This window comes from Flavobacterium galactosi, assembly GCF_048158585.1.
Classification (GTDB): Bacteria; Bacteroidota; Bacteroidia; order Flavobacteriales; family Flavobacteriaceae; genus Flavobacterium; species Flavobacterium galactosi.
Genome location: NZ_JBLNKV010000010.1, coordinates 1 through 26,659 on the forward strand (window position 1 = coordinate 1; position 26,659 = coordinate 26,659).

At 31.0% G+C, this 26,659-nt stretch carries 28 protein-coding genes, 1 tRNA gene and 1 pseudogene; 17 read left to right on the plus strand and 13 right to left on the minus strand.

Annotated features, from left to right (window positions below; all coding sequences use genetic code 11):
* On the plus strand, positions 1-192 hold a 192-nt coding region (locus ACM55M_RS16685; protein ID WP_416858813.1), incomplete at its 5' end, for a hypothetical protein.
* 304 nt (positions 193-496) lie between these two features.
* The gene (locus ACM55M_RS16690; RefSeq protein WP_416858814.1) at positions 497-775 is read left to right on the plus strand and encodes a DNA-binding protein; all 279 of its coding nucleotides are present in this window, start codon (positions 497-499) and stop codon (positions 773-775) included.
* Positions 776-1,126: 351 nt separating this feature from the next.
* Here the strand turns inward: ACM55M_RS16690 and ACM55M_RS16695 are convergent, their stop codons facing one another.
* The 6 genes and pseudogenes from ACM55M_RS16695 to ACM55M_RS16720 form a co-directional block, all read right to left on the minus strand.
* A complete protein-coding gene (locus ACM55M_RS16695) occupies positions 1,127-2,437 on the minus strand; it encodes a site-specific integrase (RefSeq protein WP_416858815.1) in 1,311 nt (436 codons plus the stop codon).
* Positions 2,438-2,729: 292 nt separating this feature from the next.
* Positions 2,730-2,810, minus strand: a tRNA-Tyr gene (locus tag ACM55M_RS16700).
* Positions 2,811-2,983: 173 nt separating this feature from the next.
* A pseudogene (locus ACM55M_RS16705) lies at positions 2,984-3,370 on the minus strand (TlpA family protein disulfide reductase); the annotation flags it as partial.
* An 18-nt stretch (positions 3,371-3,388) separates the two neighbouring features.
* Positions 3,389-4,150: a DUF4369 domain-containing protein gene (locus ACM55M_RS16710; protein ID WP_416858816.1), complete on the minus strand. Its 762-nt coding sequence runs from the start codon at positions 4,148-4,150 to the stop codon at positions 3,389-3,391.
* A gap of 384 nt (positions 4,151-4,534) precedes the next feature.
* Positions 4,535-4,975, minus strand: a complete 441-nt coding sequence (locus tag ACM55M_RS16715) for a KTSC domain-containing protein (RefSeq protein WP_416858817.1) — start codon at positions 4,973-4,975, stop codon at positions 4,535-4,537.
* A gap of 173 nt (positions 4,976-5,148) precedes the next feature.
* On the minus strand, positions 5,149-5,394 hold the full coding sequence (locus ACM55M_RS16720) for a hypothetical protein (protein WP_416850863.1): 246 nt from the start codon (positions 5,392-5,394) through the stop codon (positions 5,149-5,151).
* Positions 5,395-5,485: 91 nt separating this feature from the next.
* Between ACM55M_RS16720 and ACM55M_RS16725 the strand changes: the two genes are divergently transcribed.
* The gene (locus ACM55M_RS16725) at positions 5,486-6,031 is read left to right on the plus strand and encodes a hypothetical protein (protein ID WP_416858818.1); all 546 of its coding nucleotides are present in this window, start codon (positions 5,486-5,488) and stop codon (positions 6,029-6,031) included.
* On the opposite strand, the gene ACM55M_RS16730 is transcribed toward ACM55M_RS16725, so the two are convergent.
* Together ACM55M_RS16730 and ACM55M_RS16735 are read right to left on the minus strand one after the other, a co-directional pair.
* The gene (locus ACM55M_RS16730; protein WP_416858819.1) at positions 6,028-6,423 is read right to left on the minus strand and encodes a response regulator transcription factor; all 396 of its coding nucleotides are present in this window, start codon (positions 6,421-6,423) and stop codon (positions 6,028-6,030) included. The two genes, ACM55M_RS16725 and ACM55M_RS16730, sit on opposite strands and share 4 nt — an antisense overlap.
* On the minus strand, positions 6,420-9,257 hold the full coding sequence (locus tag ACM55M_RS16735) for a PAS domain S-box protein (RefSeq protein WP_416858820.1): 2,838 nt from the start codon (positions 9,255-9,257) through the stop codon (positions 6,420-6,422). Before ACM55M_RS16735 ends, ACM55M_RS16730 begins: the two co-directional genes overlap by 4 nt.
* A 352-nt stretch (positions 9,258-9,609) precedes the next feature.
* On the opposite strand from ACM55M_RS16735, the gene ACM55M_RS16740 reads away from it, so the two are divergent.
* The 6 genes from ACM55M_RS16740 to ACM55M_RS16765 all read left to right on the plus strand — a co-directional run bounded on the left by ACM55M_RS16740 (position 9,610) and on the right by ACM55M_RS16765 (position 14,013).
* A complete protein-coding gene (locus ACM55M_RS16740; protein ID WP_416843416.1) occupies positions 9,610-9,759 on the plus strand; it encodes a hypothetical protein in 150 nt (49 codons plus the stop codon).
* Positions 9,760-9,765: 6 nt separating this feature from the next.
* Positions 9,766-10,008, plus strand: coding sequence for a hypothetical protein (locus ACM55M_RS16745; RefSeq protein ID WP_416858821.1), 243 nt, complete (start codon positions 9,766-9,768; stop codon positions 10,006-10,008).
* A 4-nt stretch (positions 10,009-10,012) separates the two neighbouring features.
* Entirely contained in the window at positions 10,013-10,396 is a 384-nt protein-coding gene (locus ACM55M_RS16750; protein ID WP_416858822.1) for a YchJ family protein, read from the plus strand.
* A 106-nt stretch (positions 10,397-10,502) separates the two neighbouring features.
* Entirely contained in the window at positions 10,503-11,621 is a 1,119-nt protein-coding gene (locus ACM55M_RS16755) for a vWA domain-containing protein (protein ID WP_416858823.1), read from the plus strand.
* 43 nt (positions 11,622-11,664) lie between these two features.
* The gene (locus ACM55M_RS16760) at positions 11,665-13,128 is read left to right on the plus strand and encodes a MoxR family ATPase (protein ID WP_416858824.1); all 1,464 of its coding nucleotides are present in this window, start codon (positions 11,665-11,667) and stop codon (positions 13,126-13,128) included.
* A gap of 291 nt (positions 13,129-13,419) precedes the next feature.
* A complete protein-coding gene (locus ACM55M_RS16765; RefSeq protein WP_416858825.1) occupies positions 13,420-14,013 on the plus strand; it encodes a 2OG-Fe(II) oxygenase in 594 nt (197 codons plus the stop codon).
* Between the two features lie 3 nt (positions 14,014-14,016).
* On the opposite strand, the gene ACM55M_RS16770 is transcribed toward ACM55M_RS16765, so the two are convergent.
* A complete protein-coding gene (locus ACM55M_RS16770) occupies positions 14,017-14,577 on the minus strand; it encodes a 2'-5' RNA ligase family protein (protein ID WP_416858826.1) in 561 nt (186 codons plus the stop codon).
* A 206-nt stretch (positions 14,578-14,783) separates the two neighbouring features.
* Between ACM55M_RS16770 and ACM55M_RS16775 the strand changes: the two genes are divergently transcribed.
* Positions 14,784-15,638, plus strand: a complete 855-nt coding sequence (locus ACM55M_RS16775) for an EamA family transporter (protein ID WP_416858827.1) — start codon at positions 14,784-14,786, stop codon at positions 15,636-15,638.
* 72 nt (positions 15,639-15,710) lie between these two features.
* Here ACM55M_RS16775 and ACM55M_RS16780 read toward each other — a convergent pair whose 3' ends face one another.
* Both ACM55M_RS16780 and ACM55M_RS16790 read right to left on the minus strand, forming a co-directional pair.
* Complete coding sequence (locus ACM55M_RS16780; protein ID WP_416858828.1) at positions 15,711-16,853, minus strand: saccharopine dehydrogenase family protein; 1,143 nt, start codon at positions 16,851-16,853, stop codon at positions 15,711-15,713.
* A gap of 1,017 nt (positions 16,854-17,870) precedes the next feature.
* Positions 17,871-18,545, minus strand: a complete 675-nt coding sequence (locus ACM55M_RS16790) for a response regulator (protein WP_416858829.1) — start codon at positions 18,543-18,545, stop codon at positions 17,871-17,873.
* A gap of 102 nt (positions 18,546-18,647) precedes the next feature.
* Between ACM55M_RS16790 and ACM55M_RS16795 the strand changes: the two genes are divergently transcribed.
* Positions 18,648-18,890 carry a hypothetical protein gene (locus tag ACM55M_RS16795; protein ID WP_416858830.1) on the plus strand — a complete coding sequence of 81 codons (243 nt, stop codon included), beginning with the start codon at positions 18,648-18,650 and terminating at the stop codon, positions 18,888-18,890.
* Positions 18,891-19,027: 137 nt separating this feature from the next.
* Positions 19,028-21,037 (plus strand): tetratricopeptide repeat-containing sensor histidine kinase, encoded by a 2,010-nt coding sequence (locus ACM55M_RS16800; protein WP_416858831.1) that lies wholly within the window; start codon positions 19,028-19,030, stop codon positions 21,035-21,037.
* 123 nt (positions 21,038-21,160) lie between these two features.
* Here ACM55M_RS16800 and ACM55M_RS16805 read toward each other — a convergent pair whose 3' ends face one another.
* Positions 21,161-21,442, minus strand: a complete 282-nt coding sequence (locus ACM55M_RS16805; protein ID WP_416858832.1) for an AraC family transcriptional regulator — start codon at positions 21,440-21,442, stop codon at positions 21,161-21,163.
* A 1,550-nt stretch (positions 21,443-22,992) separates the two neighbouring features.
* On the opposite strand from ACM55M_RS16805, the gene ACM55M_RS16810 reads away from it, so the two are divergent.
* Positions 22,993-23,232 carry a helix-turn-helix domain-containing protein gene (locus tag ACM55M_RS16810; protein ID WP_416850846.1) on the plus strand — a complete coding sequence of 80 codons (240 nt, stop codon included), beginning with the start codon at positions 22,993-22,995 and terminating at the stop codon, positions 23,230-23,232.
* 160 nt (positions 23,233-23,392) lie between these two features.
* Positions 23,393-23,602 carry a helix-turn-helix transcriptional regulator gene (locus ACM55M_RS16815; protein ID WP_416858833.1) on the plus strand — a complete coding sequence of 70 codons (210 nt, stop codon included), beginning with the start codon at positions 23,393-23,395 and terminating at the stop codon, positions 23,600-23,602.
* A 109-nt stretch (positions 23,603-23,711) separates the two neighbouring features.
* Here the strand turns inward: ACM55M_RS16815 and ACM55M_RS16820 are convergent, their stop codons facing one another.
* Positions 23,712-24,176, minus strand: a complete 465-nt coding sequence (locus tag ACM55M_RS16820; protein ID WP_416858834.1) for a UpxY family transcription antiterminator — start codon at positions 24,174-24,176, stop codon at positions 23,712-23,714.
* A gap of 589 nt (positions 24,177-24,765) precedes the next feature.
* Here ACM55M_RS16820 and ACM55M_RS16825 point away from each other — a divergent pair.
* From ACM55M_RS16825 to ACM55M_RS16835, 3 genes are all read left to right on the plus strand, one after another.
* On the plus strand, positions 24,766-25,191 hold the full coding sequence (locus ACM55M_RS16825) for an adenylyltransferase/cytidyltransferase family protein (RefSeq protein ID WP_416858835.1): 426 nt from the start codon (positions 24,766-24,768) through the stop codon (positions 25,189-25,191).
* Positions 25,191-26,195, plus strand: a complete 1,005-nt coding sequence (locus tag ACM55M_RS16830) for a mannose-1-phosphate guanylyltransferase (protein WP_416858836.1) — start codon at positions 25,191-25,193, stop codon at positions 26,193-26,195. The genes ACM55M_RS16825 and ACM55M_RS16830 overlap by 1 nt, the downstream gene beginning before the upstream one ends.
* Positions 26,196-26,293: 98 nt before the next feature.
* Positions 26,294-26,635 (plus strand): phosphomannose isomerase type II C-terminal cupin domain, encoded by a 342-nt coding sequence (locus ACM55M_RS16835; protein WP_416850894.1) that lies wholly within the window; start codon positions 26,294-26,296, stop codon positions 26,633-26,635.
* Positions 26,636-26,659: the final 24 nt, after the last annotated feature.

The window sequence follows — 26,659 nt, forward strand, 5'->3', positions numbered from 1 at the left end:
TTTTTAATAAAAAATGGAGGTGGTCATTTTGCTCCGGAATTAGGTGGTCATTTTGAATTGGAATCAGGTGGTCACTTTAAATTGGAATCAGGTGGTCAATATCACTGGAATTTGCACACTATAGAATGGAAAAGTATTGAATATCATACGAATACTTATCAGGGTGAGATTTACCACAAAGGAGAATTGTAAAAAAACTTTCTGCAAAAATTACAAATACTATCGATAAAGGTTTTCTTCAACCCGAGGATGAGTCGTCTCCCTTAAGGCTCGTTTTTGAAAGCGTTTTTGGCGTTGCCTCTACTATAGATCATTTACCAAGAGTCGATGAACAGCCAATCATAGCCAAGAATCTCCTTTTAAAGCCGAAGATTTATTATTTCTATATCATTGTAATAATTTAGTAGTTGTGCCGATTAAAAAAAGAAATCAAAAAAGCAGAATTTATTTTTTGGTAAATGAAAATATGTGACAGTCAAATTTTATAAAAAATGATATGGAAGAAATTATAACAAAAGAAGATTTAAGGCAGTTTGGTCTGCAATTATTAGATAAAATGCGCATTATAGTTCAAGAGACCACTCATGCGCAAACGGAATTAGCACAGCCAGAATGGCTCAAAAGTAAGGCAGTCAAAAAGCTGCTGGATATCTCTGCAGGTTCAGTACAGAATCTCAGAGTGACACAGAAAGTCCGATTTAAAAAAGTTCTGGGCTCGTATTATTACAATAAAGAAGATCTTCAAAAACTTTTCAATGATGAACCAAACAAATAAACCAACTGAAGACCAAATCATGAATTGCTTATCCAACTATATGGATGATTCAAGGCTTAACGTATGGCATCTGGCAATTTTAATGGCAATTCTAAGTTTGGGATACAAGCAGGGGCAGAGGCAGAGAATCAAAGTCAGTCGTAGCAAAATTATGGCATTGTCTCATATAAATACAATTCCAACATACCATAAATATTTTAAACAGCTTCAATGTCTAGGATATATTAAGTACAGCCCATCCTATCATCCAGACTATAGGAGTGAAGTTGAGCTCCATGAAAAGAAGTTATCTCAATATTTTTGAGATAACCTCTTTCTTTTTAATATCTACTTGTATTTCCTACTTATGATTTAAGATGCTGGAATATTGTATTTCTTTTTAATTTCTTTTATTTCTTTCTCCAATCTGCTAAGTACAGCCAAATCTGTTTCGGACATCTTAGGGCTAATTTTGTTCAGTCTTTTATTGAGCAGTGACATTTCGCGTCCAATGGTTACCTGTTCTGTAATGGCATAGGCTTCCGTCTGTTTAACAGACGCATGACCTAGCATTTCTTTAACTACATTAATGGGGACATTATTGTTTAATGTAACTGTACTTCCAAAGGTTCGACGTGCCATATGTGTATTTAATGTGAAGGGAAAACCGCATAGAGTCGCAATCTCTTTAAGATACTCGTTCATTTTCTGGTTGGAAGAAACTGGTAAAACGGTGCCACGCTGTAAACAGAGCGGGTGTTCTTTATATTTTTTAATTATTTTGAGTGCTTGCGGCAATAGTGGGACATTGGTGGAAGAACCCGTTTTTTGTCTTTCAGACATGATCCAGGAATTCCCATCGATACCATCTTTTATATCTGTTCTTTTCAGCTGATATGCGTCGATATAAGCCAATCCCGTGTAACATTGGAATACAAATACATCTCTGACTACATTAAGTCTGTCTGTAGTGAAATAATGCCTTTCCAATTCATATAGTTCTTGTGTGGAAAGAGGTTTCTTAACCATTTTGGTTTTTCGTCCCTTAAAGTTCTTAAAAGGGTCTTTCAGAATGACTTCTTTATCAATTGCACGAATGACAATTTTTTTGAAGTTAGCAATATATTTAAGTGTGGTATTGTTACTGCAATTTCGGACTGTTCTCAGGTAAAACTCAAAGTCCTTTATGAATTCGAGATTAAGATCTGAAAATTCAAGGTCATCATTATTAAATTTAAATCGAATAAATGCTCTTAAGTGATTTATCGTAATGGTAAAACGATCAAGAGTTCCTTTGGCATATCCCTTTCCTAGCAGGGCAGTCATTTCATCATTGTGCTTTTGAAATTCTTCCAGTACTTTAACCCTTGGTGTAATCTTTCCCAGTAAGTAATCCATGACCTTTTGGGAAGTTACCGGTTTTCCGCTGTACATAATCTCGGTCTTGTATTCATTGATCTTTAAAATCAGTGAATCCAAAAAAAAGTTAAGGGATCTTGCATCTTCTTTACTGCCGATGGCTCTTTCGGTTTTCTGGTCCCAGCGGGTGCTGTCCCATTTTCGCTTGGTGGATGTTTCCTTTGGAATGCCATCTACGGTTATCCTAAGGTAAACGGTTCTAATTTTACTTTCATTGCGGGGCATTTTCAAAAAGAAAACCAACCCAAAGCTGCTCTCTAACATAATTCAACTTTTTAGATTAATAAATGTAGAATTATAGCATCAAAAAAACAAGTCGTTAATCTCGTTAACCTCTGTATTTACAAGTGTTTAAGTGGTATTCTGTGGCGCATTTTGCGAACACGGAAATGTGCCACGATTTTGCCATAGAAACTTTGAGCGTTTTTATAAATATTGAAAAGTGCTTTAAATGAAAAAAACCTGCGAATCCTTGGATTTGCAGGTTTTACACGTTTTTTGGGTGTTTTTGAAAAGATTGATAAAGTTGCCTTTTTTCCTTCTTTTACCCTTTTCGTGGGGAGAGCAGGATTCGAACCTGCGAAGTTTACACAGCAGATTTACAGTCTGCCCTCGTTGGCCGCTTGAGTATCTCCCCAAGACTCAATAAGCATTGCTTATTGTGCTAACCGGGTGCAAATATAGAAACTGTTTTGAAGTTTTCAAACTATATTTAAATTTAATTTCAGTATTATTTTTAAAGTATTGGTATTGAATAAAATAAAAAAATCTCCACTAGGGAGATTTTTTATTTTATTCGATTTAAGTAACTTATTTTGCTAAAAGCTCTAGAATTTTTGCTCTTAATTCGTCTCCTCTTAAATCTTGTGCTACTATATTTCCTGATGCATCAAGAATAAAAGTAGCAGGAATAGATTGAACTTTATATTGTGCAGCTATTGGCTCATCCCAAAATTTTAAATTGGAAACATGGTTCCAAGTCAATTTGTCTTTTGCAATTGCTTCTTTCCAAGCTTTAGCATCTTTGTCTAAAGATACGCCAACAATGTTAAGCCCTTTAGCATGTAACTCTTTGTAAATAGCAACTACATTTGGATTTTCCTTGCGACAAGGTCCACACCAAGAAGCCCAAAAATCAACTATTGTAACTTTTCCTAAACATTCTTTCAGAGAAATTACTTTCCCTTCAGGATTAGGACCTGAAAAATCTGATCTTCATTTAGCTTCAGCAGTAGGAGCTGGTGCAGTAGGTGTAGCTCCTACAGATGGTGATTTCATTTCAGCAAGTTTAGTTTTAATAGCTTTACCTGGTTTTGTGTTTTTTAATGATTCTTCTAAACTATTGTATAATTTTTCAGATTTTGCACGATCCGTACTTGGGTCATTAAGCATTCCTTGGATAATTAAAGCAGAAATGAATGATTTTGGGTGTGATTCAGCATAAGTTACATATTTAGCTTTTGAAGCCGTACCTACTTCTTCTTGAATTTTAGAAAACTCTTTCATCAATCCATTGATAACTACAGTATCTTTGGTTTGTTGAGCAGTATTCATCGCTTGCATATTTTTAGTCTGGAAATCGATTAATTTCTTTTGAACTTTTGTGATTTCTTCATTGAAAGCAACATATTCATCATTATTATAAGTTCCAGATACTTTAGATTTTTGTATGCTGTCTTTGTTTACAACGATGCTAATATCTCCATTTTCTAATATAAAAGGTATTTTTCCTTGTGCTCCTTCTACTTGTATTGTGTGAAAAGATGGTTCTATAGCTTTTCCTTTAATTTCAAATTTACCATTTTCAATTTTTACGGTATCAATTGCAGTTAATCCACTACCATTTTCATTTGGGGTTTCAAGAATTACTGTTTTTCCATTTTCAAATCCAGTTGCGGTTCCAGAAATGGTGTATTTATCTTTGGTACAAGAAGTCAGCATTACAACAGCCGAAAGGAATAAAATTATTTTTTTCATTATTAGTTAATTAAGTTAAGTGTGCAAAAGTATTTAAAATTATAAATTATTAATAATTTTACAGCTTAAATTTTTGTTATAATTTTTCATTCTTAATTAAGGTGCTGGAATATATTTTATTTAGTTGCCTTTTATTCCATAATTTAAACAGATTATTTTTTTAAGGTCATGGTTTATTGAAAATGGTATGTTTTTTAGCTTAAATTCAAGTAATTAATTCAAGAATTAAACATGATGTTTTTAAGCCTTATTTAACTTGCTAAAAGTTGATTAGGCAATAATGATTTATTTAATTTTTTAAAATACCCATTTATTAAACGGGTTAAAATAAAAAAGCATCCTTATAGAAGGATGCTTAAATGTTTTCTTTATTCTTTTGAAAAATTAATCTTGATTGATTGTTTTTCTCCATGTAAAAGAATTAAGGATATGTCTTTTTGCAAATCTACTAGGAGAATCGGCATTTACCATTTTTACGTAAGTTGCTTTAGGAACACTAATGTATTCGTAAACGCTTCCGTTTGAAAAATTGATAATCAATCTACCTTCAACGAATTTATAATCTGAAATTGTAGCAGTTGCTATTGTTTCAGTATATTCAGGTAGGTTTTGTTTAACAGTTTCAGGATTGATGCTTACCAAAAAGTGGTACGCTTCAATAATTTTTTTACTATTTTCCTCTGCAGCTTTTAATCCTTCGTCATTTCCTTGAAATTTGTCAGGATGCGCTTCTTTCATCGCATTACGATAAATCGTTTTTAATTCTTTAAGCTCAGCAGTTTTTTCTACATTTAGTAGTTTGCGGTATTCAACTATTTTTTTCATAAATAAGGTAACTACTTGTCTTTTAATATAAAACCAATATAATTTGATTTCTAAATCGACAAATTTTTTGCAAAGGTATACTTTTTTTTTAATTTTTGGTTTGTGACAAAAAAATATTCAAAAAAAAGAACTTAAATTCTATTTTTTTGTCGAAAAAGCAACATGAAAAGGTACTATTGTTGTGGTTTGTTATTGGCTTTGTCGAAATTTTTAGACTTTTTTGGATATTTATTATAACTGATGTCGCTTGGGTTTTCAATTATTGATTTTATTGTAATCCAATCACCTATAGTATGTTTTTGGGCCATTTTATAGTCTAAAAGATATTCACCACAAAAAAAGTTGTTGTTTTCATCTTTTTCCATAATTCCGGTGTAAACACCTTTTTGTAACATTCTTTCTTCTGAAGCTTTGGTCATAATCAATTTATTTAAAATAATTCTAGTTGGCAAAGTTAATCAAATATTACTTGTCTTGTTCTATTTTAGACTTTCTGATTACCTTTGTTTAATGGAAAAAATATTTCGTCCCAACCCGAATTCCTTCAAAAATACTTTTTGTGTCTTTCATGAAGCGTCTTTAGATTGCATAAATGGATTAGAACTTCAATACGACAGTAAATCGGGAAGTAAATATTATTATACTAAAATAGGAATGTATCGTTTGTCTAATCACTGGGGGCGATTGGCTAACAGTAAATGGCGCTTAGAACCTTTGGAACCCGAAACTGATTCTAAAATAAAACTGGGTTTTGCTCCTTGGACTAATTTTTACCCAGATAATGCAGTCGAGGAATTGTATTATTTAGAAGCAAATTATATAAAAAAAACGGCCAATTATCAGCATAAAAACAATCCAAAGTATGATAACAAAGCCATACTTCGGACTAGTTTTGAAACCACTAAGCGAATCAAGCAAATTCGGAATTTACTTAATTTGACTTCCTGGGCTAAATATTTCGACTATGATGATTTAGACGTTTTACGCCAACAAATAATAAATGAGCTAATTTTTACTAATAAAACTTTAGAAGAAATAAAAAGACAAATAGTTTAATCATTTGAGGCAATCATCATTAAATCATTGGTTGTGATAGGTTTAGATAAATAGCCTAAAATATCGGGATACGTTTTTGATTTATTTTTATCTTCAATAGCAATAGAGGAACTTACTATGTAAATAATAATTTGTTTGCTTATTTGAGATTTCAACAATTCCATTTCTTCCATGAATTCCCAGCCATCCATTATTGGCATATTAATGTCTAATAAAATGATATTAGGAAGCAATTTATCGTTTTCTAATGAATTCTGTAAGGCGTCAATAGCATCTTTTCCATTTTTGAATGTGGAAATTGCTGAAAACATTTCAGATCTTTGAATGATTTTATTAACTATGATTTGGTAAATAGCATCATCGTCTACTACCCAGATTACTTTTTTTATCATTGAATATAAATTTTAAATGTAGTCCCTATATTAGGCTCACTTTCCACGGTTATATTTCCTCCCATGGCATCAATTTGATTTTTTGTTATAAATAGACCAATTCCTTTTGAATCTATATGGTTACTGAATGTTTTGTACATCCCGAAAATTTTATCTGCATTTCTTACCAGGTCAATCCCTACTCCATTATCAGAAATTTGAAGTATTTTCATATCGTTTTCCATGAACCATTTTATTACTATAGTTGGTTTACGTTCCGGATGACTGTATCGAATAGAGTTCGAAATAATATTGTAAAGAATACTCTCTAGATAGGCTGGATTATAATTTATAATTACATCTTTTGGCATGATTGTAGAAATCGAAACGTCTTTGGATGTTATTTGTTCCTGAAGTACATTTTGTACTGTATCTATATAGTGTTGCAAATTTAATGGTTCAGAAACTAAACCAATATTATTACGAATATTTATTACTTCATTCAAATGAAACATGGTTTCATTAAGGGAATTGGAAACAGATTTTAATAATTGTATCATTTGCTCTCTTTCTTCTTCTGATTCAGAAGATTCAATTAAAGACATAATCGATGCAATATTACTGGTATGTGATCTTAAATTATGTGAAACAATATAGGAAAAATTGAGCAGTCTTTTATTTTGTTCAGTGACTAAATTGAAGGAATTATGCAAGTCTTTTTCAGCTTCTTTAGTTTTAGTGATGTCAATCATAATTCCACGTAAACTTACGGCTTTACCATTTTCAAAAACAATATTTACAATATCTTTTAGCCAAATGGCAGCTCCGTTCTTAGCAATCATTCGATATTCAAAATCATGATTTAAACTGGCTTCAGTTTGTAATTTAGAATAATTTTGAACCCATTCTTTGTCATCAGCATAAATATGGTCTGCCCAAAAAGTTTTACTTGCCAGCCATTCCTCAGGAGTATATCCTAATATATGCTCTACTTTTTTACTGATAAAAGTAAACGAAAAGCTTTCAATATCACATTCCCAAACAATTCCGTCAATTGTATTAATCAATGATTCCAATCTTTGTTTTGTATCGAGAATAATTTTTTCGGTGGCGCTGCGCTGCGTAATGTCCTCTGTAGAAACAATAATTCGTTCGAATGTTTTTCTATAGCCTCGAATTACATTCCACCTTAAATTAACATCTCGATATTCTCCTTCGGCATTTTTTATCCTGGAGTCTATAATAAATTGTTTTTTACCTTGAGTAATTGCAATTAAATGTTTAATGAAATCATCCGTAGATCTGAAATCTAATAGATTAGATTTGGTATTAATTAATTCTTCTTTGGTTTTAACTTTATGAAGTTTAAGACATGCATTATTTACATTAATTAATTTAACTAATGAATTACATTTAGTAACTATTTCTGGGTTGCTATGGAAGTAGTTAGAAACGATTTCTGTTTTTTCATTGATTAGATTTAATTCTTGAAGGTATATTTTAATTTCCGAAAAATCTTCTTCTCTTAAAGGTAGGGGTGAGTCATCAAATAAACTTTTAAATCGTGTTTCTGTTTTTTTAATTTGTTCTTCAGCTTCTTTTTTTAACGATATGTCTTCAACTATTGCGATATGGCTAGTTACTTTTTCGTTTACTTTCCAGAGTGGGGACACAGTAAGATTTACCCAAATAATAGTACCTAATTTTGTCACGTACCGTTTTTCCATGGAATACGCTCGGATTTGCCCTTTCCTTAGTTTTTCTAAATTGATTAAATCTTCTTCTAAATCATCCGGGTGTGTAACGGATTGAAAATTTTTATCTTTCATTTCCGGCTGTGAATACCCTAACAGAATGCAATACTGCTTATTAATCTCAATGAAATTTCCAGAAAAAGAATCTATGTATGCAATTCCCACGGCAGCCTGATCAAAAATAGCCTCAAACTTTATCTCAGAATTTAAAAGTTTTGTTGCTTGCGTATTTACTAAAGACTGTAATTCTTTAGGTATTTTTAAAAGAGTATATATCAAGATCCCAAAAAGTGCCGCTAAAATGAGTCCTATAATTGCTGGAATTAAAATTGGGTAATAAAAATAATTTTGGTGTTTAGATATTAGGTATAATTTCCAGTCTCCATCAGTAATATAGGTAGAGATATTGTATTTTTTAGAAAAATCACTTTTATTGGGTAAATAAAAAACTTCTTTTTGTACAGTAACATTTTTCTTTGAAAACTGAAAATAATATTTTGACTCATCAATATTGTTAATTCCTGAAGATTTTAAAAAAGTTTCTAGTTTAATGATAACAGCTGAAAATCCCCAAAAAACATTATTTCTAAAAACAGGAAATCTACCCACAATTCCCATTCCGCCTTGTTTTAATTTTAATGGACCGGCAAAATACATCTTTTGATTTTCAATAGATTTTAAGGATTCTTTCCTATAAGGAGCCTCTAAAATATTTAAATTCATAGCTGCGTCATTCCCCTTCATTGGATAAATATACTTAATCACCCCATTAGGAACTAATTGAACGGCATTAATACTATTATTTGATTCCATAAGTTTTTTGCCTACATAATCAAAATTTTCGGGAACGCCTTTGTCATTAATTGTTAGTGCTAATGTCAAGGTAGTTGTATAACAGTTTTTAAGCGATTGCTCTATGTTTTGATGAACAACATGAAGAATAGTATTCATTTCTCGTTGCTCATCCTCTTTTATAAGTTGATATTGTTGCGAGACAATAAAACTTGTAATACAACTTAGAAATAGGAACGTAAAGAACCCCGTAGTTTTTGGTTTGTTTAAGAACCAGCTGATGAAATTAGGGCGTTTTTTGTTATTCATTTATGCTATTTGGGCGGATTGATGAAACTTAATAGTTTAGAAAATAAATGTATAAAAAAATAGAATAATAGTATAATATTTTTTTAGTATAGTTATATTGTTAATTTTTAACGTATTAATTTTTTTTTATTCTGATTAATCTTATTTATTGGAATGTCATTTTTAATTTAAAACTAATAATTGTAAAAAAAAGTATCTGACTTGTGATGAATTTTAAATTTAAGACAAGAGAAATAGCCTTTAAAAGAAAAGAAACTATAAATTAAAAATAATTTGAATTTCAAGAAATAACCCGAACTTTGCAGAAGTTCTTGAGTCAAATAATTGGTTTGATAATTTAAAGGAAAGTGTCATGAGTAGAAATAACGAGCGAAACATAAAAAAGCACAACGATAAGTTGCATAAAGCTCAGGATAAAGTAAAACAAGCTGAAATTCTTAGAAAGGAAAAACTAAAACAAATTACTAAAAAGTTCAATGAAGATAAGGCTTTAGAAAAATAATAAAAGATGGAAAACAATAAATTTGCAGAGTTGAAAAATGGTGTTCAGGAAATAATTGATTTGATTGCCAATAAAAATGCTAAAGAGGCTAACAATAAATTAGTGGAAGTTAGTGAGGAGCTAGATGAATTACTTGACTTTGCCGAAGAAGATGAAGATTTAATTGAAATTAGTAAATATCAAGTATTATTAAATCAATTGCATCAAAAAATAATTGCACTTGACGGACAAGTAACAGGTTCTTTATAAAAAAATGATTGAAAAAATATGTTATTGCGGTTCCCAAAAAAACTTTCAGGAATGTTGTGAACCAATTATTAGAGGGATTCAAAAAGCCTCAACTGCGGAAGTCTTAATGCGTTCCAGATATTCAGCATATGCTACACATGAAGTTGATTATTTATTGGCAACAACAGATATATCTGAGAGAGAATATCATTCTAAGGTCGAAATTCTAAATTGGGCAATTTCAAACCAATGGCAAAAACTGGAAATTTTAAAGACTACAGAGAATACCGTAGAATTTAAAGCCTATTTTTTGGACAGTAAATTTCAAAAACAAATTCATCACGAACTTTCTACTTTTAAACTCGAAAATGGAAGTTGGTTTTATGTTGATGGGAAATTTTTTAATTAATTTTTTTTGGGTTCAAGCGCTCTTTTTTTATGGTTTCCATGTTTTAACTTAAAATTAATAAACGTTTGTCTGGACTACATTTTAAAATAATGTAATTTTAAAGTCTATGAAAAATGACAATAAAAAAGGATTTTATTTCAAGCAATACGAAGCCCCATTCCAGACTCCGTTTGATAAGCTCTTTGGTATTTTCAAAGAATTAATCGTACATACTTCGGGAGATTTTGATGAAGCAATAGACTGGTTGCGAGAATTAGACAAAGAATATAAACTCACTGATGAACACTATACCATTGATGATTTTATAGAAGATTTAAAGAAAAAGGGGTACATCCGTGATGAACTTAAAGATGATGGAACCTCAGGAATTGGAATTACTGCCAAAACGGAACGCGCCATTCGGCAACAGGCTTTAGACAACATTTTTGGAAATCTAAAAAGATCCGGAAGCGGCAATCATAAAACTAAGCATTCAGGAAACGGAGATGAGCATACCGGTGAATTTCGGGAATTTCATTTTGGTGATGGATTGGACCGAATCTCCTTAACTGAAAGCTTGCGTAACGCCCAAATCAATAATGGAATAGCAGATTTTATGTTGACCGAAAATGATTTGGTCGTTGAAGAAACACAGTATAAATCCCAAATGAGTACGGTTTTGATGATTGACATCAGTCACAGCATGATTTTGTATGGCGAAGACCGAATTACGCCAGCAAAAAAAGTAGCGATGGCTCTTGCTGAATTGATTACGACACGTTACCCAAAAGATACTTTAGATATTCTGGTTTTTGGGAATGATGCCTGGACGATCGCAATCCGGGATTTACCGTACTTGAAAGTCGGGCCCTATCACACTAATACTGTCGCCGGTTTGCAACTGGCCATGGATATACTGCGTCGAAAACGAAACACCAACAAACAAATTTTTATGATTACCGATGGAAAACCAAGTTGTGTTCGCGAGAAAGACGGTTCCTATTATATGAACAGCAACGGACTCGACGAGTATATTGTCGATAAATGCTACAACCAGGCGCAACAAGCCCGAAAATTACACATTCCAATAACCACTTTTATGATTGCCAATGATCCGTATTTACAGCAATTTGTAAATCGGTTTACCGAAGCCAATCAAGGAAAAGCATTTTATACCGGATTGAAAGGACTCGGCGAAATGATTTTTGAAGATTACGAAACGAATCGTAAAAAAAGAATAAAATAAAAGGATTAGAGAAAAGAAACAAGAAGAAAGACACTTTACACAAATGAAAATAGAAAATATAAAAACACTCGGAGAATTAAAAAATTCAGGTTACATAAGCAAAAGTATCAAAGATGAATTGCGTTCCAACCTTAGAGACAAAATAAAATCAGGAATAGCTACTTTTGAAGGCGTTCATGGATTTGAGAATACCGTAATTCCAGAATTAGAAAGAGCCATTTTATCGCGTCACAACATCAATCTGTTAGGTCTTCGTGGTCAAGCCAAAACAAGATTGGCGCGCAAAATGATTGAATTGCTCGACGAATACATTCCATTTGTGACCGGTTCAGAAATTAATGATGATCCTTTAAATCCAATTTCGCGATTTGCCAAAAATATAATTGAAATTGAAGGGGATGAAACTCCAATTTCATGGTTGCATCGAAGCGATCGCTTCTACGAAAAATTAGCCACACCAGATGTTACCGTTGCGGATTTGATTGGCGATGTCGATCCGATAAAAGCAGCCAATTTAAAACTCTCTTATGCAGATGATCGTGTGATACACTTTGGGATGATTCCAAGAGCGAACCGTTGTATTTTTGTCATTAATGAACTGCCTGATTTACAGGCTCGAATTCAGGTAGCGCTGTTTAATATTCTACAAGAAGGCGATATCCAGATTCGGGGTTTTAAGTTGCGAATGCCTCTCGATATGCAATTTGTTTTCACCGCAAATCCCGAAGATTACACGAATCGTGGGAGTATTGTAACACCATTAAAAGACAGGATTGGTTCCCAAATTTTGACACATTATCCGGAAACCATTAAAATTGCTCGTACCATTACAGAACAGGAAGCAAAACTGGATCCAGTACAAAGTGACGTGGTTTATGTACCTTCGTTAGCGCGGGATTTATTGGAACAAATAAGTTTTGAAGCAAGAGAAAGTGAATATATTGATAACAAAAGTGGTGTGAGTGCCAGATTGAGTATTACGGCTTTAGAGAATTTATTAAGTACAGCAGAAAGAAGAGCATTGAAGTCTGGAGAAGATAAAACAACTTTACGTCTGTCCGATTTCATGGGAATTATTCCTGCTATTACCGGTAAAGTCGAATTAGTTTATGAAGGAGAGCAGGAGGGAGCAGCCGTTGTGGCGCAACATTTATTAGGTGATGCGATTCATACTTTTTTCCCTGCCTATTTTCCAAAAATTGAAAAACTAGAAAAGCAGGACGAGAAAACGCCTTATACCGATATCATCGAATGGTTTTTTGCCGAAAGCGGGTTTGAATTATTGGACGATTGTTCCGATGAGGAATATCAAAGAATCCTGGGAAGTATTGTCCCGCTTGAAGTTTTAATCAAAAAATACCAACCCCAACTAGAAAAAGAAGATAAATTTTTTATGAAAGAATTTATTCTTTGGGGATTAGTAGAATACAAAAAATTGAGCAAAGACCGCTTCTCTGAGGGTTATCAGTTCAAGGATATTTACGGAAGTTTTATTAGTAAATTATAAAATAACAAAAAGGGTTTGGATTAATTTCTAAACCCTTTTTTTATTAAAATTCAGCAGCATTTTATTCCTTGAATATGTATAGATTGAACGATTTAAGGCATTTAGGAATCATAAGTTTAAAGTTTCTATAATGTACTATAATGTCTTACATGGTTAAAATTGACATTTTCTGTTTTTAAACGAGGTGAGTTTGTAATATAATTTTTTATTTATTTCATAATCAGTCTCTAACGATTTTATTTAGTCTACCTTGTCCCGTTGGCAGTCTAAACAGTCAATAAAAAAATAGACATGGAAAATAGCTTTGAAGCTTTGATTGCTACTTATATTGAAAATAAGGTAGGTATATCCGAACATTTTTTAAGTACCGATTTGGCCAATAACTTAAAACAAAACCTAATTACTTTGAATCAGGACAGCCTATTGATGGCTGCAGGAATCGGGAATTCTGAGAAACTTTCTTATGATGGTGCGATACGGAGCGATTCCATTTATTGGCTTGACAAAAAACACAACAATGCATTCGAAAATGAATTCTTTGCTCAAATTGAAGCATTTATTCTTTATCTGAATCAAAGTTGTTATGCCGGAATAACAGGTTATGAATTTCATTATTCGCTGTATGAATCGGGGGACTTTTATTTGAAACATTTGGATCAGTTCAAGAATAATCCAAGCCGAAAATACTCCATGATTAGTTATTTGAACAGCAATTGGCAAGAAAGTGACGGTGGCGAATTGCTTATTCATCAATTGGATAACAATCAGAAAATTTCGCCTACTCAGGGCAAAACTGTTTTCTTCAAGAGTGACGAATTAGTTCATGAAGTTTTGGTTACCCAAAATACCAGAATGAGTATTACAGGATGGTTGAAAAGTGATTAATTCCTAAAAAAGTGTTCCCTGTATAGGTTCTGGTTTTGGATTGTTGTTAAATTTAAAGGTATTGATTACAATAAACTGTTTTATAGTGTCATCAAATTTTCGCAAAACAATATTGTCACACAAAAAATCTATGTCTATTGAGGTAAATAAAGCTTTAGCTCTTTCGAGATTTTCTGGAGTTAATCTTCGCGCAATGGAAAGATGTGGATCATTACTTTTTTTTATGTTTTGAATGTGAAGTGACTCCTGAATTCGTTTCATTATGGGTTTCAAAATACTTTTAGAATCGTTATTTAGTGAAATAAAAAAGGCGCCATTTGGATAAGAACTGAGTTCATTTAAACATACTTCAATCGGATGTAAAGTATCACACAATCGATCCAGTCGATTTTTAATAATTTCAATTTGTTTATCAGTTGTTTTGAATTCACAGATAGTAATATGGACAACAGAATTTTTACTGTGAAACCAGCCCACTTCCTTTGCTAATTGTTCTTTCATAGACTTAACCAATGAAATAATTGCCTCCGAAGGATAAATGGCAACAGAATAATTATTTTCCATATTTTAATGATTTACACTTTATGCAAAAGTAAAGAAATAGCTATTGTGACCTTCTGTACATTATATAAATCTAGGTATTGTATTTCTTTAATTTAGTTTTTTTATTTTAACAATGTGATTATTTCCTTAAAAGAAGCTTTTCTTTAATTTGATGAAAGAGTAATATAGAAACATAAATAGTAATTTTACCGCTAAAAATATTGTCTATGTTATTTCTAATTCTAAGCATTATATGTAGTGTAACTGTTGGTGTATTATTTAAATTTTCACGTAAGTATAATGTAAGTAACACACAAATCGTAGCCTCAAATTATATATTTGCTCTTATACTTTGTTATTTGTTCTTCAGTCCAGATCTTAATGCAATAGGAACTTCGGCACCTTGGGGTATTTATATAACTATTGGTGTTTTGCTGCCCTCTATATTTCTTTTTTTAGCTGCATCGATAAAACATATGGGTATCGTAAAAACTGATGCTGCTCAACGACTTTCGTTGTTTATACCTATTTTGGCAGCTTGGCTACTCTTCAAAGAAGATTTTAATATGTTAAAAGTTGCTGCGCTTGTTGTTGGTTTTCCAGCATTATTGCTCATTCTCGCTAAGCGTTCTCAAAACACCAAAAATAAATGGATATATCCAGCAGTAGTTTTACTTGGTTTTGGAGTTATAGATATTCTTTTTAAACAAATTGCCCTTTATACAAGTTTGCCGTATACTACTTCATTATTTGTTGTTTTTGGGATTGCGCTGCTAATTATGGTTGGGGTTGTTATTTATGAAGTAGCAATCAGTAAAGTGCGATTAAATATTAGAAACATTCTTTTTGGTGGTTTTGTTGGTATTTTCAACTTTGGAAATATTCTTTTCTATCTGAAAGCACATCAAGCATTTGTTCAAAATCCGTCAACTGTTTTTGCAGGGATGAATATGGGCGTAATTATTGTTGGCAGCCTTGTTGGTATTTTAATTTTTAAGGAAAAATTGACCAAAATGAATTTTGTAGGTCTTTTTTTAGCTTTGATAGCAATAATTTTAATAGTAATCTCACAGACAATTTAAAGATGCCCAAACGATACATCTTCTTTAACTAATTAAGAAATGAAGATGTTTCATTGCTTTTAGTAACTGTCTTTACATCTTGCCGTAAACACGTATGATATAATTTCCGTTTAAAAATTGTTTTGGATCAATTTGGCTTTGCAAGACAACTCCGCTATGAGGGGTTTCGAGCAACAATTGGGCTGCTTGTACTAATGGTGCTGCCGTAGTGGTTTGGATGGCTCTCAATTGATGTTTCCCTACTTTTTGCGGAAGGATGCATTTTGCAATCTCTTTTCTACGCAACATTCCAGCTGCATCTTTGCCTTCTACCGCTGTATATAAAACAATTTTGTCATCTTCAATATGAGGAATTATAGCTTCCATTTTTTCTTGAAGGCTTTTAATTGCGTTAGGTGAATTTCCTAAATTAGCAAGTTGTTCTTGGACCCAAGCATAATGACCTGGATGTCTCAAGGTTTTGTAGTCAAGTGAACGCACTTTTCCTAATAATGCGTCAGGTAAATCCGCTGCACCACCAGAGGTTAGATCGTCTTCGTAAGAAATGCCATCAATAATGATAGTTGCTCTTTCCGATAATGATGGTAGTGTAGTTTTTTTAAAATCCCTTAAGACGATTGTCTCTTTCAGATATTCTGTAGCTACTCCCACCGGACTCCAAGTAAATCCGTAATAATGCGGAGCAACAGCATGATTGGTCAGAGCGCCAACTTTCATTTCTAATTTATCCACTTGATCTATTTCAAAGTCAATGCAAAACTGTTGAAAAAGTCCATTGGCCAGCAAGTCGATGTAGCCAGGAGCGAGACCAGTTTGAAGTATAAAGCCAGTTTTTGCATCTTTTGCCAAAGCCATTATTTCTTCGGTTTCTGAAACATATTCTGTGAGATTTGCGTAATGTAGATTAAAATCTTTGGCGAATTGGGCTATCCTAGGTGCTTGGCTACCGGGTAAGCAGTCCAGAATAATATCTCCTTGACGCAAGATTGCTTTCATTTCATCCGTTATACCTTTTTCAGCAAGGTGGAAATCCTTAATGAAACCGGATTTTGTTGTTCCTTCTTGAATCCAATGTGCTACTTTTTTTGCTTTTGAATGGGTTCTGTCGCCAATAAAGAGAGTAGGGGTTACTTCACTCCATTCCATTAATAACAAACCAACAGCTTCGGCAATTCCACCGGCTCCAGCTATAACAATATTGTGATGTTTTTTCATATATTAAAGGTACTATTTTTTCTTGATTTAGGATAGTAATTTGTTGATTATGCAAACCGGATTCCTGTCAAGAATAGTAACGAAAAGGCCTCTTCCTCCTGCGGACTTGTACTGAATAAGAGGATTTGTAGTCCTCTTTTTTTGTTAGTTTGTCCCATACTAAAATAAAGCTTGTCAAAATGGGAGCATTTATTATTTTTATACACTTTAAAGGAAATAGGCATTCTATTGTATTCATTTTTATAAAGAAGTACTAGTTATAAATTATTTTTTACTTCGTAACCAGCTTGTAAGACGTACTCCCGCCATTCTTTACTGTGCAATAATGCCTTTATTCATTAAATTTTGAATGTGTCAATAAAAACTGTAGAACAATTATACTTTGCGATTATGATTTTGAATTTCCAAAGGATATGCTGCAAGCAATAGATCGCTTTGAACGCTAAGCAGAAAAAAATAGGATAGAATTGTTTAAAGCAATTTTACAATATTCAAGAGAACTGGTAATAGAGCATGGATTGTAAAATTACCGTCATAACAGTAAAAAATTGAATTATATTTGTTTATTTAAGTATTTAGATTTATTCAAAATTTTCAGGACCGGACTTAATAATGTTGCAAGCGATACTCTAAGTAATAATAAATTTTAAAAATGAAGTTAAAGAAAAGTGCTGGAATACTTTTATATAAAAGAGCCCATGATCAATTGTTTGTCTTGCTGATACATCCCGGTGGTCCTTTTGGGAAGAGCAAGGATTCGGGTCATTAGTCTATACCAAAGGGAGAATTTAATGAACATGAAAATGCATTTGATGCCGCTATCAGAGAATTTGAGGAAGAAATAGGTGCTCGTTTAGATGGCTATTTTATAAAACTTTCTGCTGTAAAATTAAAATCAGGTAAGGGTCTTATTTTGCAATTACTAGGGAAGAAGGAACCCTGAATAAGACCAGTGCATTGAAAGAAAAATATCAAGCAAATCTATAACGAACAATTGTATTGGATGTTTGCGTTAAATTATAATAATCCTAATTTTTTAGCTTTATCTATTAGATCCCAATCACTGCCTTTTCCCATTAATAACTGTTCTTTTATATTTGCTTTTCTTTTTTCTATAGCACTCATAGAAAGAGGAATATAGTCAGGAAGATTAACCGTTTTAACTCCTTGTGAAATTAGAATTAGAATCTGACTGTCATGTTTATCCCAATTTATATTTTTTTTAAATAATTCTCTCTGAGATTCCAGTATAGTGGGACTTCGGAATATTTCCCCAACCATAATTTTTTTACAAATAATAGGAAATAATTCAAAATTAATATCACTTTTAGAAACAAAACCTTCCGGGTTTATCTCTTTAATGATTTTATCTACAGTAAGGGGTTCACTGTGCATTGTAAGAAGAATAATTTTACAATTTTTATAATTTTTTCTTAGTAGCGAAGCTAGGTTAACACCATTTTCAATATTAAGCTCTTTACAAGGAGGAAGACTAATATCTAATAATGCCAAATCAATATTTGTATTTTGCTTTAGATGAAAAGATATTTGGTTGTAGGCATCTTGACAATTATAACTTTTTATAAAATTGGGAATATTTTTTTGAAATTGGTTATCTGATAAAAGGTTACTATAGCTATCAACTGTCATAGGGTGGTCATCAACTATCAAAATATTAAGGGGCTTATTCATCTTTGTTGGATTTCGTGCAAAATTAATTAAATATTACGGTTATACCGTAATATTTAAAGACAGTAAAGTTGTTTTTTTGTGATTAACCCAAATTTAATTTTTATGAAAAGCAAATTGTACATAGCGGGAATTGTTTCCCTTTCTTTTTTAACTTATTCGTGCTCCAGTGATGATGAGAGTTATGACGTTCAAGAGGTTAAAACTAAGAATTTTCAAATCACACCTCAGGCTGTTTTGAATGCAAAAACCATTGATTCCACTACAGTGAAATCAGGTCCGAAAATAAGTACTACAAGATTAAGTGAGGAAGACGGTGATCCAAATAATCCGATACCCCCACGATAGTATTAAGTTATACTTAACTGAAACAAAAGTACCATATGATTTATTTGTAAATCATATGGTACTTTTGTTTCAAAATACTATATTTGAAATTATAAAATAATAATTGCATTTTGAGTACCCCTACTAAAATAATCTGTTTGCTTCTCCTATTCTTTTTTTTTTCATGTCAAAAGAATGATTCGAATGTCTCTGCAAAAAACGATACTGCTTTATTTAACAAAACTTATTTAGATGGTTTAGGAAAAAATAAAAAAGAGAAATACTTAGATTCAATAGGTGATTTATTAAAATCTAAAAAAAATGATTCCATTGTCAGAGAGGCGTATTTAAATGTCGCGACGGAATATTATTATATCAATAATTTAGAAAAATCTTTATCTTCCAGTTTAAGAGCTTTAAAATTATCAAAGCAGGCTAACGATAGTGTCAGAATTCCAAAGGCCTTATTTTATGTGGGTGATTGTTATCGAAACTCAAAAAGTGACAGCGCTTATTTTTACTATTTACAAGCAGAAAAATTATATTATAAAATTCACGATTATGATCAATTGGGGAGAATGTTATTTAATAAAGCCTATGTTTTATTTTATGATGGAAATTATGTAGAGTGTGAAGTTGAAATTTCTAAAGCATTACAATATTTAAAAAAATCTACCAATTACCGCTTAATTTATTCCTGTAATACGTTGATGGGAAATTGTTTAGAGAAATTGGTTAATTATGACGAAGCCTTGCGATATCATGAATTAGCCTTGCGTGATTTAGAAAAAATGAAAAGTAAAGGCGAAAACAAAGATGTAATAAATAATTACAATGTAATTTCGGTTATTAATATATGCAATTTATACGATTTAAAAGGGGAGTTTTCGAAGTCCATAGAAAAACTACAAAGCTTACTTTCAAAAGATTTAAGAAAGAAATCACCGGGTCTATATGCTAATGTTTTAAGTAATTTGGCTTATTCTAAGATGAAAAGTGGGAATTATAGAAATGTTGATTCCATGTTTTTTGAATCCTTAAGAATTGTCGATAGTATAGGGGATGAGTCGGATATTTTGTATAAAAAAATACACATAGGTGAATATTTTTTAACTCAGAAGGATACTGTAAAATCAATTCAAAGTTTAAAAGAAGCGAATCAATTAGCCGTTAAAATTAAGAACAGTAATGAAATTTTAGCTTCGTTAAAATTGTTATCCGAATTAGATAAAAAAAATAAGTTGTTTTATGCAAATGAATACATTAAAGTAAGTGACAGTATTAATCGAGTTCAAAAAAACACTCATAATAAGTATGCCAGAATTGAATATGAAACTTCAAGAATAGAGGATGAAAATAAAGTTCTGACAAAAGAGAACTTTTATATTTTAATTGTTTCGTTTGGATTAGTTTTAGTGCTGATATTAATTATTGTATTAAGATATTTAAAATATAGAAATAAAGAGTTACAGTTTATTAAGAAACAGCAAAGAGCTAATGATGAAATATACCAACTATTGACAGAGCAACATAAAAAAATTGATCTTGCAAAAGAGAGTGAGAAGCGCAGAATAGCCAAAGAATTACATGATGGTGTAATGAATAAAATTTATGGTGTTCGAATGAATTTAGGTTTCTTTAATTCTTTAATAGACGAGAAAACAATTGAAAAAAGAAAAGTATATATTTCTGAATTACAGAATATTGAGAGTGAGATTAGAATGATAGCACATGACTTAAGTCGCGGCTCTTTTTTTGATGGTAATGATTTTAATGTACTATTGTCAAGTTTAATAGAAAATCAAAAAGAGTTCACTAAGACCCAGTTTAAATATGTAAATGATGGAATGTTTGAATGGACCACTGTTGAAAATATATATAAGATCAATTTATACCGTATCATTCAGGAGGCTATTTTAAATATTAATAAATATGCAAATGCAAAGAAATGTGAAGTAATAATTCAGAGAAAGGATGACAATATTTTACAACTGAGTATTACTGATGACGGAGCTGGATTTAATATGAAAAGTAAAAAAGGCGGTATTGGATTAACTAATATGAAAGAAAGAGCGAATTCTTTAAAAGGTCAATTTAACATTGAATCAAAAATTGGAGAAGGAACAAAAATTGAAGTTGTTTTTAATCTTCAGACACTATCTTATTAAATATTCAAAAGAGTGAAGCTGGTAAAAAGTTCACGTCTTCGTGAGCTTTAAATATTTGCAAACAGATAGTGCCATTATATTACTAACAATAGCAAATGTACTAATTGCAAATAGTTGTAACAATTATGATTCTCCTTTTTTGAGCTCCTCAATAAAAAAGGAGGTTGACATTTCAGCTCTCGCAAGAAAAGCATTTGCAAACCTTTGCGTACTACTAAAACCGGCTTCTTCAGCTAATGCCATGTTAGTATAATTCCTTATTCTTTTATCTTGTTTTAATAGCAAAATTATATAGTCTACTTTAAGATCATTAATATACTTTGTGAATTTTTTTCCTCTGTAATGGTAGATTATCTGTGACAGATATTTACTATTAGAATCAAAAGCTGCTGTAAGTTTTGCCAATGATAAATCTTTTTTCAGAAATTTTTTATCTTTTCAAATTTTTCCAATTGTTTCAAAACAGACGCAACGGTGTCTTTATTGATGTTTAATACTCTTTTGTTTATATTTTTAACTTCAACTTTAGTAACCTCATTTTTTTTCATAAGATCCTCAAAATTTTGTCCGTACATATTCTTGTTTCTAATATGTCTATAGGTAAGGAACAATATAGAGAAAAATAATAAAGCGATTACAGTTATAAAAATGAAATCATTATGTTTTCTTCTATCAAGAAGGGTTTTTAATATTGTTTCTTTCCAAAAGAAGTTCTTTAGTATCATATTCTTTATGAATTCTACCGGATAAATATTGGTATTTATTATTTAAAATACTGTCCGCTTTAAGTAATTTTCTGATGCAGTGACGTTGGACTTTCAGATTATGATGGGTCTTATAATACCTTATTATCAATTCGTAGTTCTCACTAAGATCAGGGGGAATGTAACTTTTAGCATCAAAAATTCCATCTGCTTTCCGATGCAGAAAATAAAGGCCCTTATTTACTGGGGTTTACAAAACTTGAAGTACAAATAAAGTACTGATTTTAACAAAATAACGCGAAATAACACAAATTTTGATCCATTATTTCAAGTGGAACGCCGAATTTAGTCGATTTGTAGAATATCTTTTTTAAGAACATATAAACCCAGTGGTTAAAGCAAATTTATAAAATTATAAGTTATATTTTTATAAAAATAGCCACAACATATTGTTTATCAGGACTAAAATAAACATCCTTTACACCATGCCGCATAGGTTCATTATCTATTAATTGATAAGATTTTATAGTGATATTAATAGATTTTATAGTAATTACACTATAAAATCTTAGTAAATTATAGCAAAGGTTCTATTATCTTGATTTCCAGGAGTCCAAAAATCCATCCAAGCTGAAAGTTGGTTTGAAAAAAAATTGAAAATTATTTTTATGGAGAAAAGAAAGACCACAATTTATTTTGTAAATAGCTGTAAATTATGCAATTATATTTTAAAAAATCCGTTGGTGCATACGTAAATTTTGAAACTAATTATAAAAATAATGCAACAAAATAAAGAAATAGTTAGCGCAACTTTGTATTATAATTTAACTAAAATGAAATTAAAAAACTGTCAGAGTTTTTAATAAGGGTAAAGGTATAATTAGTAAAACTAAATCTTATTAAGATGAATTAGCAGAATAATAAATTATTAATTAATTCTTGTAATAAAGAATTTATTTGATTATTTGAATTTACTCCTGCTTATTTTTAATAACTTTATAAATGGTAAATGAGTTTGATATTATATGTGTTTAAAAATATCTATTTTACTGTAAATCAATGAATTATGATATTTAAAAAAATGGGTCTAATTCCTGAATTAAGTCAAATTGTCCTTATACGGGAGTAAATAACACTTTTAATATTTCAAATTTATTACTATAGTTTTACTTTTATCTTGTTAAAATTAATGTTAGGACGTTTTAGTATATTAAAATTAAATCTCAATATTAATTGTTTAAATCTTTTGTTATGATTAAGTCCAATGTATATATAAACATTAGAAAGATAAGAGAATTGAAAAATTTAACTAGAGAATATGTAGCTGAAGAATTGAAAATGAGTATGAGTGGATATGGTAAAATTGAACGAGGTGAGGTTGATTTAACTGTATCTAAATTGATTGAAATTTCTAAGGTTTTAGATGTTTCGATAGAATTTATATTCAAATTTGATGTTTCTATTTTTTTTAATGATACTAAAGGACAATAAAGCTAAAGAAATTTTTACAAAATAAATGCACAATTAATTAAATTATGATACTCTATATAATGATTATATAATACGAAATGTTCTTTTTTTTTACTGAATACTCCCCAAATGAGCCTACATGATTTTATGGATTTTAAACATTAATTTAAAAAACAAAATTATGGCTGTAAAAAACATCTATATTAATATTAAAGAATGCCGTGAGCAAAAAAAGCATAGCACAGATTATGTGGCTATACAAATGGAAATGACTGTTAAAACATATCTAGAAATTGAAAAGGGAAGTGTAGACTTAAAATTATCAAAACTAGATAAGTTGGTCAAGATTTTGGGTGTCAAAAAAAGCGAAATATTTAAATTAGAGTATTAATTATTTCACTTTTTTTGAATCCTAAAATTGATGTACTACTGCTAATTTTTATTAAAAAAAGAGTTTTAATAAAGGATTTTTTCTTCATTAAAACTCTTTTTACTTGTATTTATATTTTTACTTTTAAAACATATCCTAAAGATTCTAAAATTAATATATAATGCGTTTTTGTAATGTCTTTTATAAAAGCATTTTGTTCACAAAAAGGTCCAGAATGTAACTTTATTTTATCTCCGATTTGGTACTGCATAACCGAAATCTCCGTTGCAGTATCTCCAATGGTGAGCCATTCTTTAATAGTCTCAATTTCTTTGTCTTTTACAATAGCATGTTTTCCTAACCAAAATAAATACCTCTCAACACCAGGTGACAGGAATACCATGTTTCTATCTTTTTCAGCTATTTGCACAAAGATATAATGGTTAAATAAAGGTACTTCTACCTTTTTTTTCCTGTCAGATCTTTGCACTATTTTTTGAATCATGGGGCAATAACAGTTTACCCCAAGCCGCGTTAATTGTTCAGCGGCTCTTTTTTCCCATTTGGGTTTTGTGTATACTACGTACCATTTCATAGTCTTTATTTTTTAAAATTTAGAATTATCTACTTTTAGATGTTAGAAATAATGCTAGACTAGTTTTTAGTTTTTGTAATTGTAAAACTAAAATTTCTATTATCGTTAGATTGTATTCAGATTTTTGATTATCAGTTAATTGTGTATTAAAAATCAAGGTTTTCTATTATTTACTAACTAAGTTTTAGGATGATAAATTTAACTTCTATCCTTTCCGTTTACTTATTGTTAATATGTTTTTTTATCCTGATTAAGGATTTTTAGCGACTAGAATCTCGTTTTTAAACTTCATTCCTAAGTTAATTTTGTTCTTGTTATCAGTAGTTAATTCAATGGTAATATTGATTTTATTTTTTGGAGTTTTTGTTTCCGAGATTTAACTCAATTGGTAGAAGTTAAAAATGCTGATTTTTAATTGATACAACATTAATTTTTTTCTTTTTTGAGTAGTTATAATGTAACTATTCACGGGGAACCCTTATTCAATTCTTAAAAAAAACATTGAAACCAAGAAAACGGTTCACAATATTTTTCAAAAATCAATTTAGATTACCAAAAAACGATTTTTTAATTTTAAAACATTAAACAGATGAAAATTGGAATAACCTTTAGTGCTTTTGATTTGTTACATGCAGGGCACGTTAAAATGCTTGAAGAAGCTAAACTAAATTGTGATTATTTAATTGTTGGTTTACAGACGGATCCTACTCTAGACCGCCCAACAAAAAATAAACCTACCCAAACTGTTGTAGAACGCTATATACAATTAAAGGCCTGTAAGTTTGTTGATGAAATAGTCCCTTATGCAACTGAGCAAGATTTAGAAGATATTTTGAAGTCTTTTACCATTGATTTGCGAATCGTAGGTGATGAATATAAAGAAAGAGATTTTACTGGGCGAACTTATTGTGAGGAAAAGGGAATCGAGCTCTATTTTAATACCAGAGACCATCGTTTTTCGAGTACTAGCCTGCGTCAGGAAGTGTATCAAAAAGAACTTTTAAACACACACTAATGGTAATTAGTAACGATATAACTCATGTAGTTTTAACAGGCGGAATTGGTAGTAGATTGTGGCCTCTTTCAAGAAAAAGTCAACCTAAACAATATCTTGAGCTTTTTGATGGGCAGTCACTTTTTGAAAAAACAGTGGCTCGTAATGAAAATGTTTCCAATAAAACGATAGTGGTTGGAAATATTGAAAATTACAAAATGAGTAATACCATTATGTTAAAATTCAATAAACCATTTACTCATATTGTAGAAGCTATTCCGCGTAATACTGCTGCTGCAATTGCTTTTGCCGCATTTGCATCAAAACCGGAAGATGTTTTATTGATTACGCCATCCGACCATATTATAGAAGGGAGCGATTTGTACGATTCTGCTTTAAAACAAGCGATCGCATTAGCTAATCAAGATTATTTGGTGACTTTTGGAATAAAACCCACTAAACCAGAAACAGGATATGGCTATATTGAATTTGATGATGAAAATGTAATTGCTTTTCATGAAAAACCGAATTTAGAAACGGCAACAACGTACCTGGAAAACGGAAATTATTTTTGGAACAGCGGACTTTTTTGTTTTAAATCAGGTGCTTTTTTAACAGAATTAGAAAAACAAGAGCCAGAAGTTTATACCACTTCAAAATTGGCTTGGGAAGCCAATAAAAAGGGTTTTCTAGACTACGAATTGTCACTAAAAATTCCTTCCATCAGTGTCGATTTTGCGGTAATGGAACGAAGTACTAATATTAAAGTTGTTCCGACTCATTTTGATTGGTCTGATTTAGGTTCGTTTGAATCGGTTTATGATTACTTGGTCCATAAAGGACATCCCACTGATGTCTCTGGGAATATTGTAATAGGTACCGCTATTCACACCTCTTTTGTAGGGCTCGAAAATTGTTTGTTGATTCATACTGATGATGCCTTATTGGTCTTGCAAAAAGAAAATTCACAAGAGGTAAAACAGGTATATCAGCAATTAGAGTTATTAGAATCCCCTTTATTATAATCAAGGTTTTTCTGAACGATAATAATATATAAAAGAGTTATTTAATTCTATAAACGTTACAATAAAAATAACAGATAAAAACCTTTAATATGATTCAAATAGAACATGATAACAGACCTTGGGGAGAATATTGGGTGTTAGAAGATGCTAAAACCCATAAAGTTAAAAGAATTCAAGTAAATTCAGGAGGCAGATTGTCCTACCAATACCACTTCCATAGATCAGAAGTTTGGACTGTTGTATCTGGTATTGCTCGTATTACACTGGATGGAACAATAAAAGATTATTCGGTTGGTGAAACGGCAATAATCCCACAAGGCATGCATCATAGAGTTGAAAATCCTTTTGACGAACCATTACTATTTATTGAAGTGCAACACGGAACCTATTTTGGTGAAGATGATATTGTTAGAATAGAAGACGATTACCAAAGAGCATAATAGCTATTTATTATACGAATCTCA

Excerpts from the sequence above, each read along its gene's own strand:
- ACM55M_RS16690 (WP_416858814.1), top strand. The coding sequence starts at position 497 with ATGGAAGAAATTATAACAAAAGAAGATTTAAGGCAGTTTGGTCTGCAA.
- ACM55M_RS16695 (WP_416858815.1), bottom strand. The coding sequence starts at position 2,437 with ATGTTAGAGAGCAGCTTTGGGTTGGTTTTCTTTTTGAAAATGCCCCGC.
- ACM55M_RS16710 (WP_416858816.1), bottom strand. The coding sequence starts at position 4,150 with ATGAAAAAAATAATTTTATTCCTTTCGGCTGTTGTAATGCTGACTTCT.
- ACM55M_RS16715 (WP_416858817.1), bottom strand. The coding sequence starts at position 4,975 with ATGAAAAAAATAGTTGAATACCGCAAACTACTAAATGTAGAAAAAACT.
- ACM55M_RS16720 (WP_416850863.1), bottom strand. The coding sequence starts at position 5,394 with ATGACCAAAGCTTCAGAAGAAAGAATGTTACAAAAAGGTGTTTACACC.
- ACM55M_RS16725 (WP_416858818.1), top strand. The coding sequence starts at position 5,486 with ATGGAAAAAATATTTCGTCCCAACCCGAATTCCTTCAAAAATACTTTT.
- ACM55M_RS16730 (WP_416858819.1), bottom strand. The coding sequence starts at position 6,423 with ATGATAAAAAAAGTAATCTGGGTAGTAGACGATGATGCTATTTACCAA.
- ACM55M_RS16735 (WP_416858820.1), bottom strand. The coding sequence starts at position 9,257 with ATGAATAACAAAAAACGCCCTAATTTCATCAGCTGGTTCTTAAACAAA.
- ACM55M_RS16740 (WP_416843416.1), top strand. The coding sequence starts at position 9,610 with ATGAGTAGAAATAACGAGCGAAACATAAAAAAGCACAACGATAAGTTG.
- ACM55M_RS16745 (WP_416858821.1), top strand. The coding sequence starts at position 9,766 with ATGGAAAACAATAAATTTGCAGAGTTGAAAAATGGTGTTCAGGAAATA.
- ACM55M_RS16750 (WP_416858822.1), top strand. The coding sequence starts at position 10,013 with ATGATTGAAAAAATATGTTATTGCGGTTCCCAAAAAAACTTTCAGGAA.
- ACM55M_RS16755 (WP_416858823.1), top strand. The coding sequence starts at position 10,503 with ATGAAAAATGACAATAAAAAAGGATTTTATTTCAAGCAATACGAAGCC.
- ACM55M_RS16760 (WP_416858824.1), top strand. The coding sequence starts at position 11,665 with ATGAAAATAGAAAATATAAAAACACTCGGAGAATTAAAAAATTCAGGT.
- ACM55M_RS16765 (WP_416858825.1), top strand. The coding sequence starts at position 13,420 with ATGGAAAATAGCTTTGAAGCTTTGATTGCTACTTATATTGAAAATAAG.
- ACM55M_RS16770 (WP_416858826.1), bottom strand. The coding sequence starts at position 14,577 with ATGGAAAATAATTATTCTGTTGCCATTTATCCTTCGGAGGCAATTATT.
- ACM55M_RS16775 (WP_416858827.1), top strand. The coding sequence starts at position 14,784 with ATGTTATTTCTAATTCTAAGCATTATATGTAGTGTAACTGTTGGTGTA.
- ACM55M_RS16780 (WP_416858828.1), bottom strand. The coding sequence starts at position 16,853 with ATGAAAAAACATCACAATATTGTTATAGCTGGAGCCGGTGGAATTGCC.
- ACM55M_RS16790 (WP_416858829.1), bottom strand. The coding sequence starts at position 18,545 with ATGAATAAGCCCCTTAATATTTTGATAGTTGATGACCACCCTATGACA.
- ACM55M_RS16795 (WP_416858830.1), top strand. The coding sequence starts at position 18,648 with ATGAAAAGCAAATTGTACATAGCGGGAATTGTTTCCCTTTCTTTTTTA.
- ACM55M_RS16810 (WP_416850846.1), top strand. The coding sequence starts at position 22,993 with ATGATTAAGTCCAATGTATATATAAACATTAGAAAGATAAGAGAATTG.
- ACM55M_RS16815 (WP_416858833.1), top strand. The coding sequence starts at position 23,393 with ATGGCTGTAAAAAACATCTATATTAATATTAAAGAATGCCGTGAGCAA.
- ACM55M_RS16820 (WP_416858834.1), bottom strand. The coding sequence starts at position 24,176 with ATGAAATGGTACGTAGTATACACAAAACCCAAATGGGAAAAAAGAGCC.
- ACM55M_RS16825 (WP_416858835.1), top strand. The coding sequence starts at position 24,766 with ATGAAAATTGGAATAACCTTTAGTGCTTTTGATTTGTTACATGCAGGG.
- ACM55M_RS16830 (WP_416858836.1), top strand. The coding sequence starts at position 25,191 with ATGGTAATTAGTAACGATATAACTCATGTAGTTTTAACAGGCGGAATT.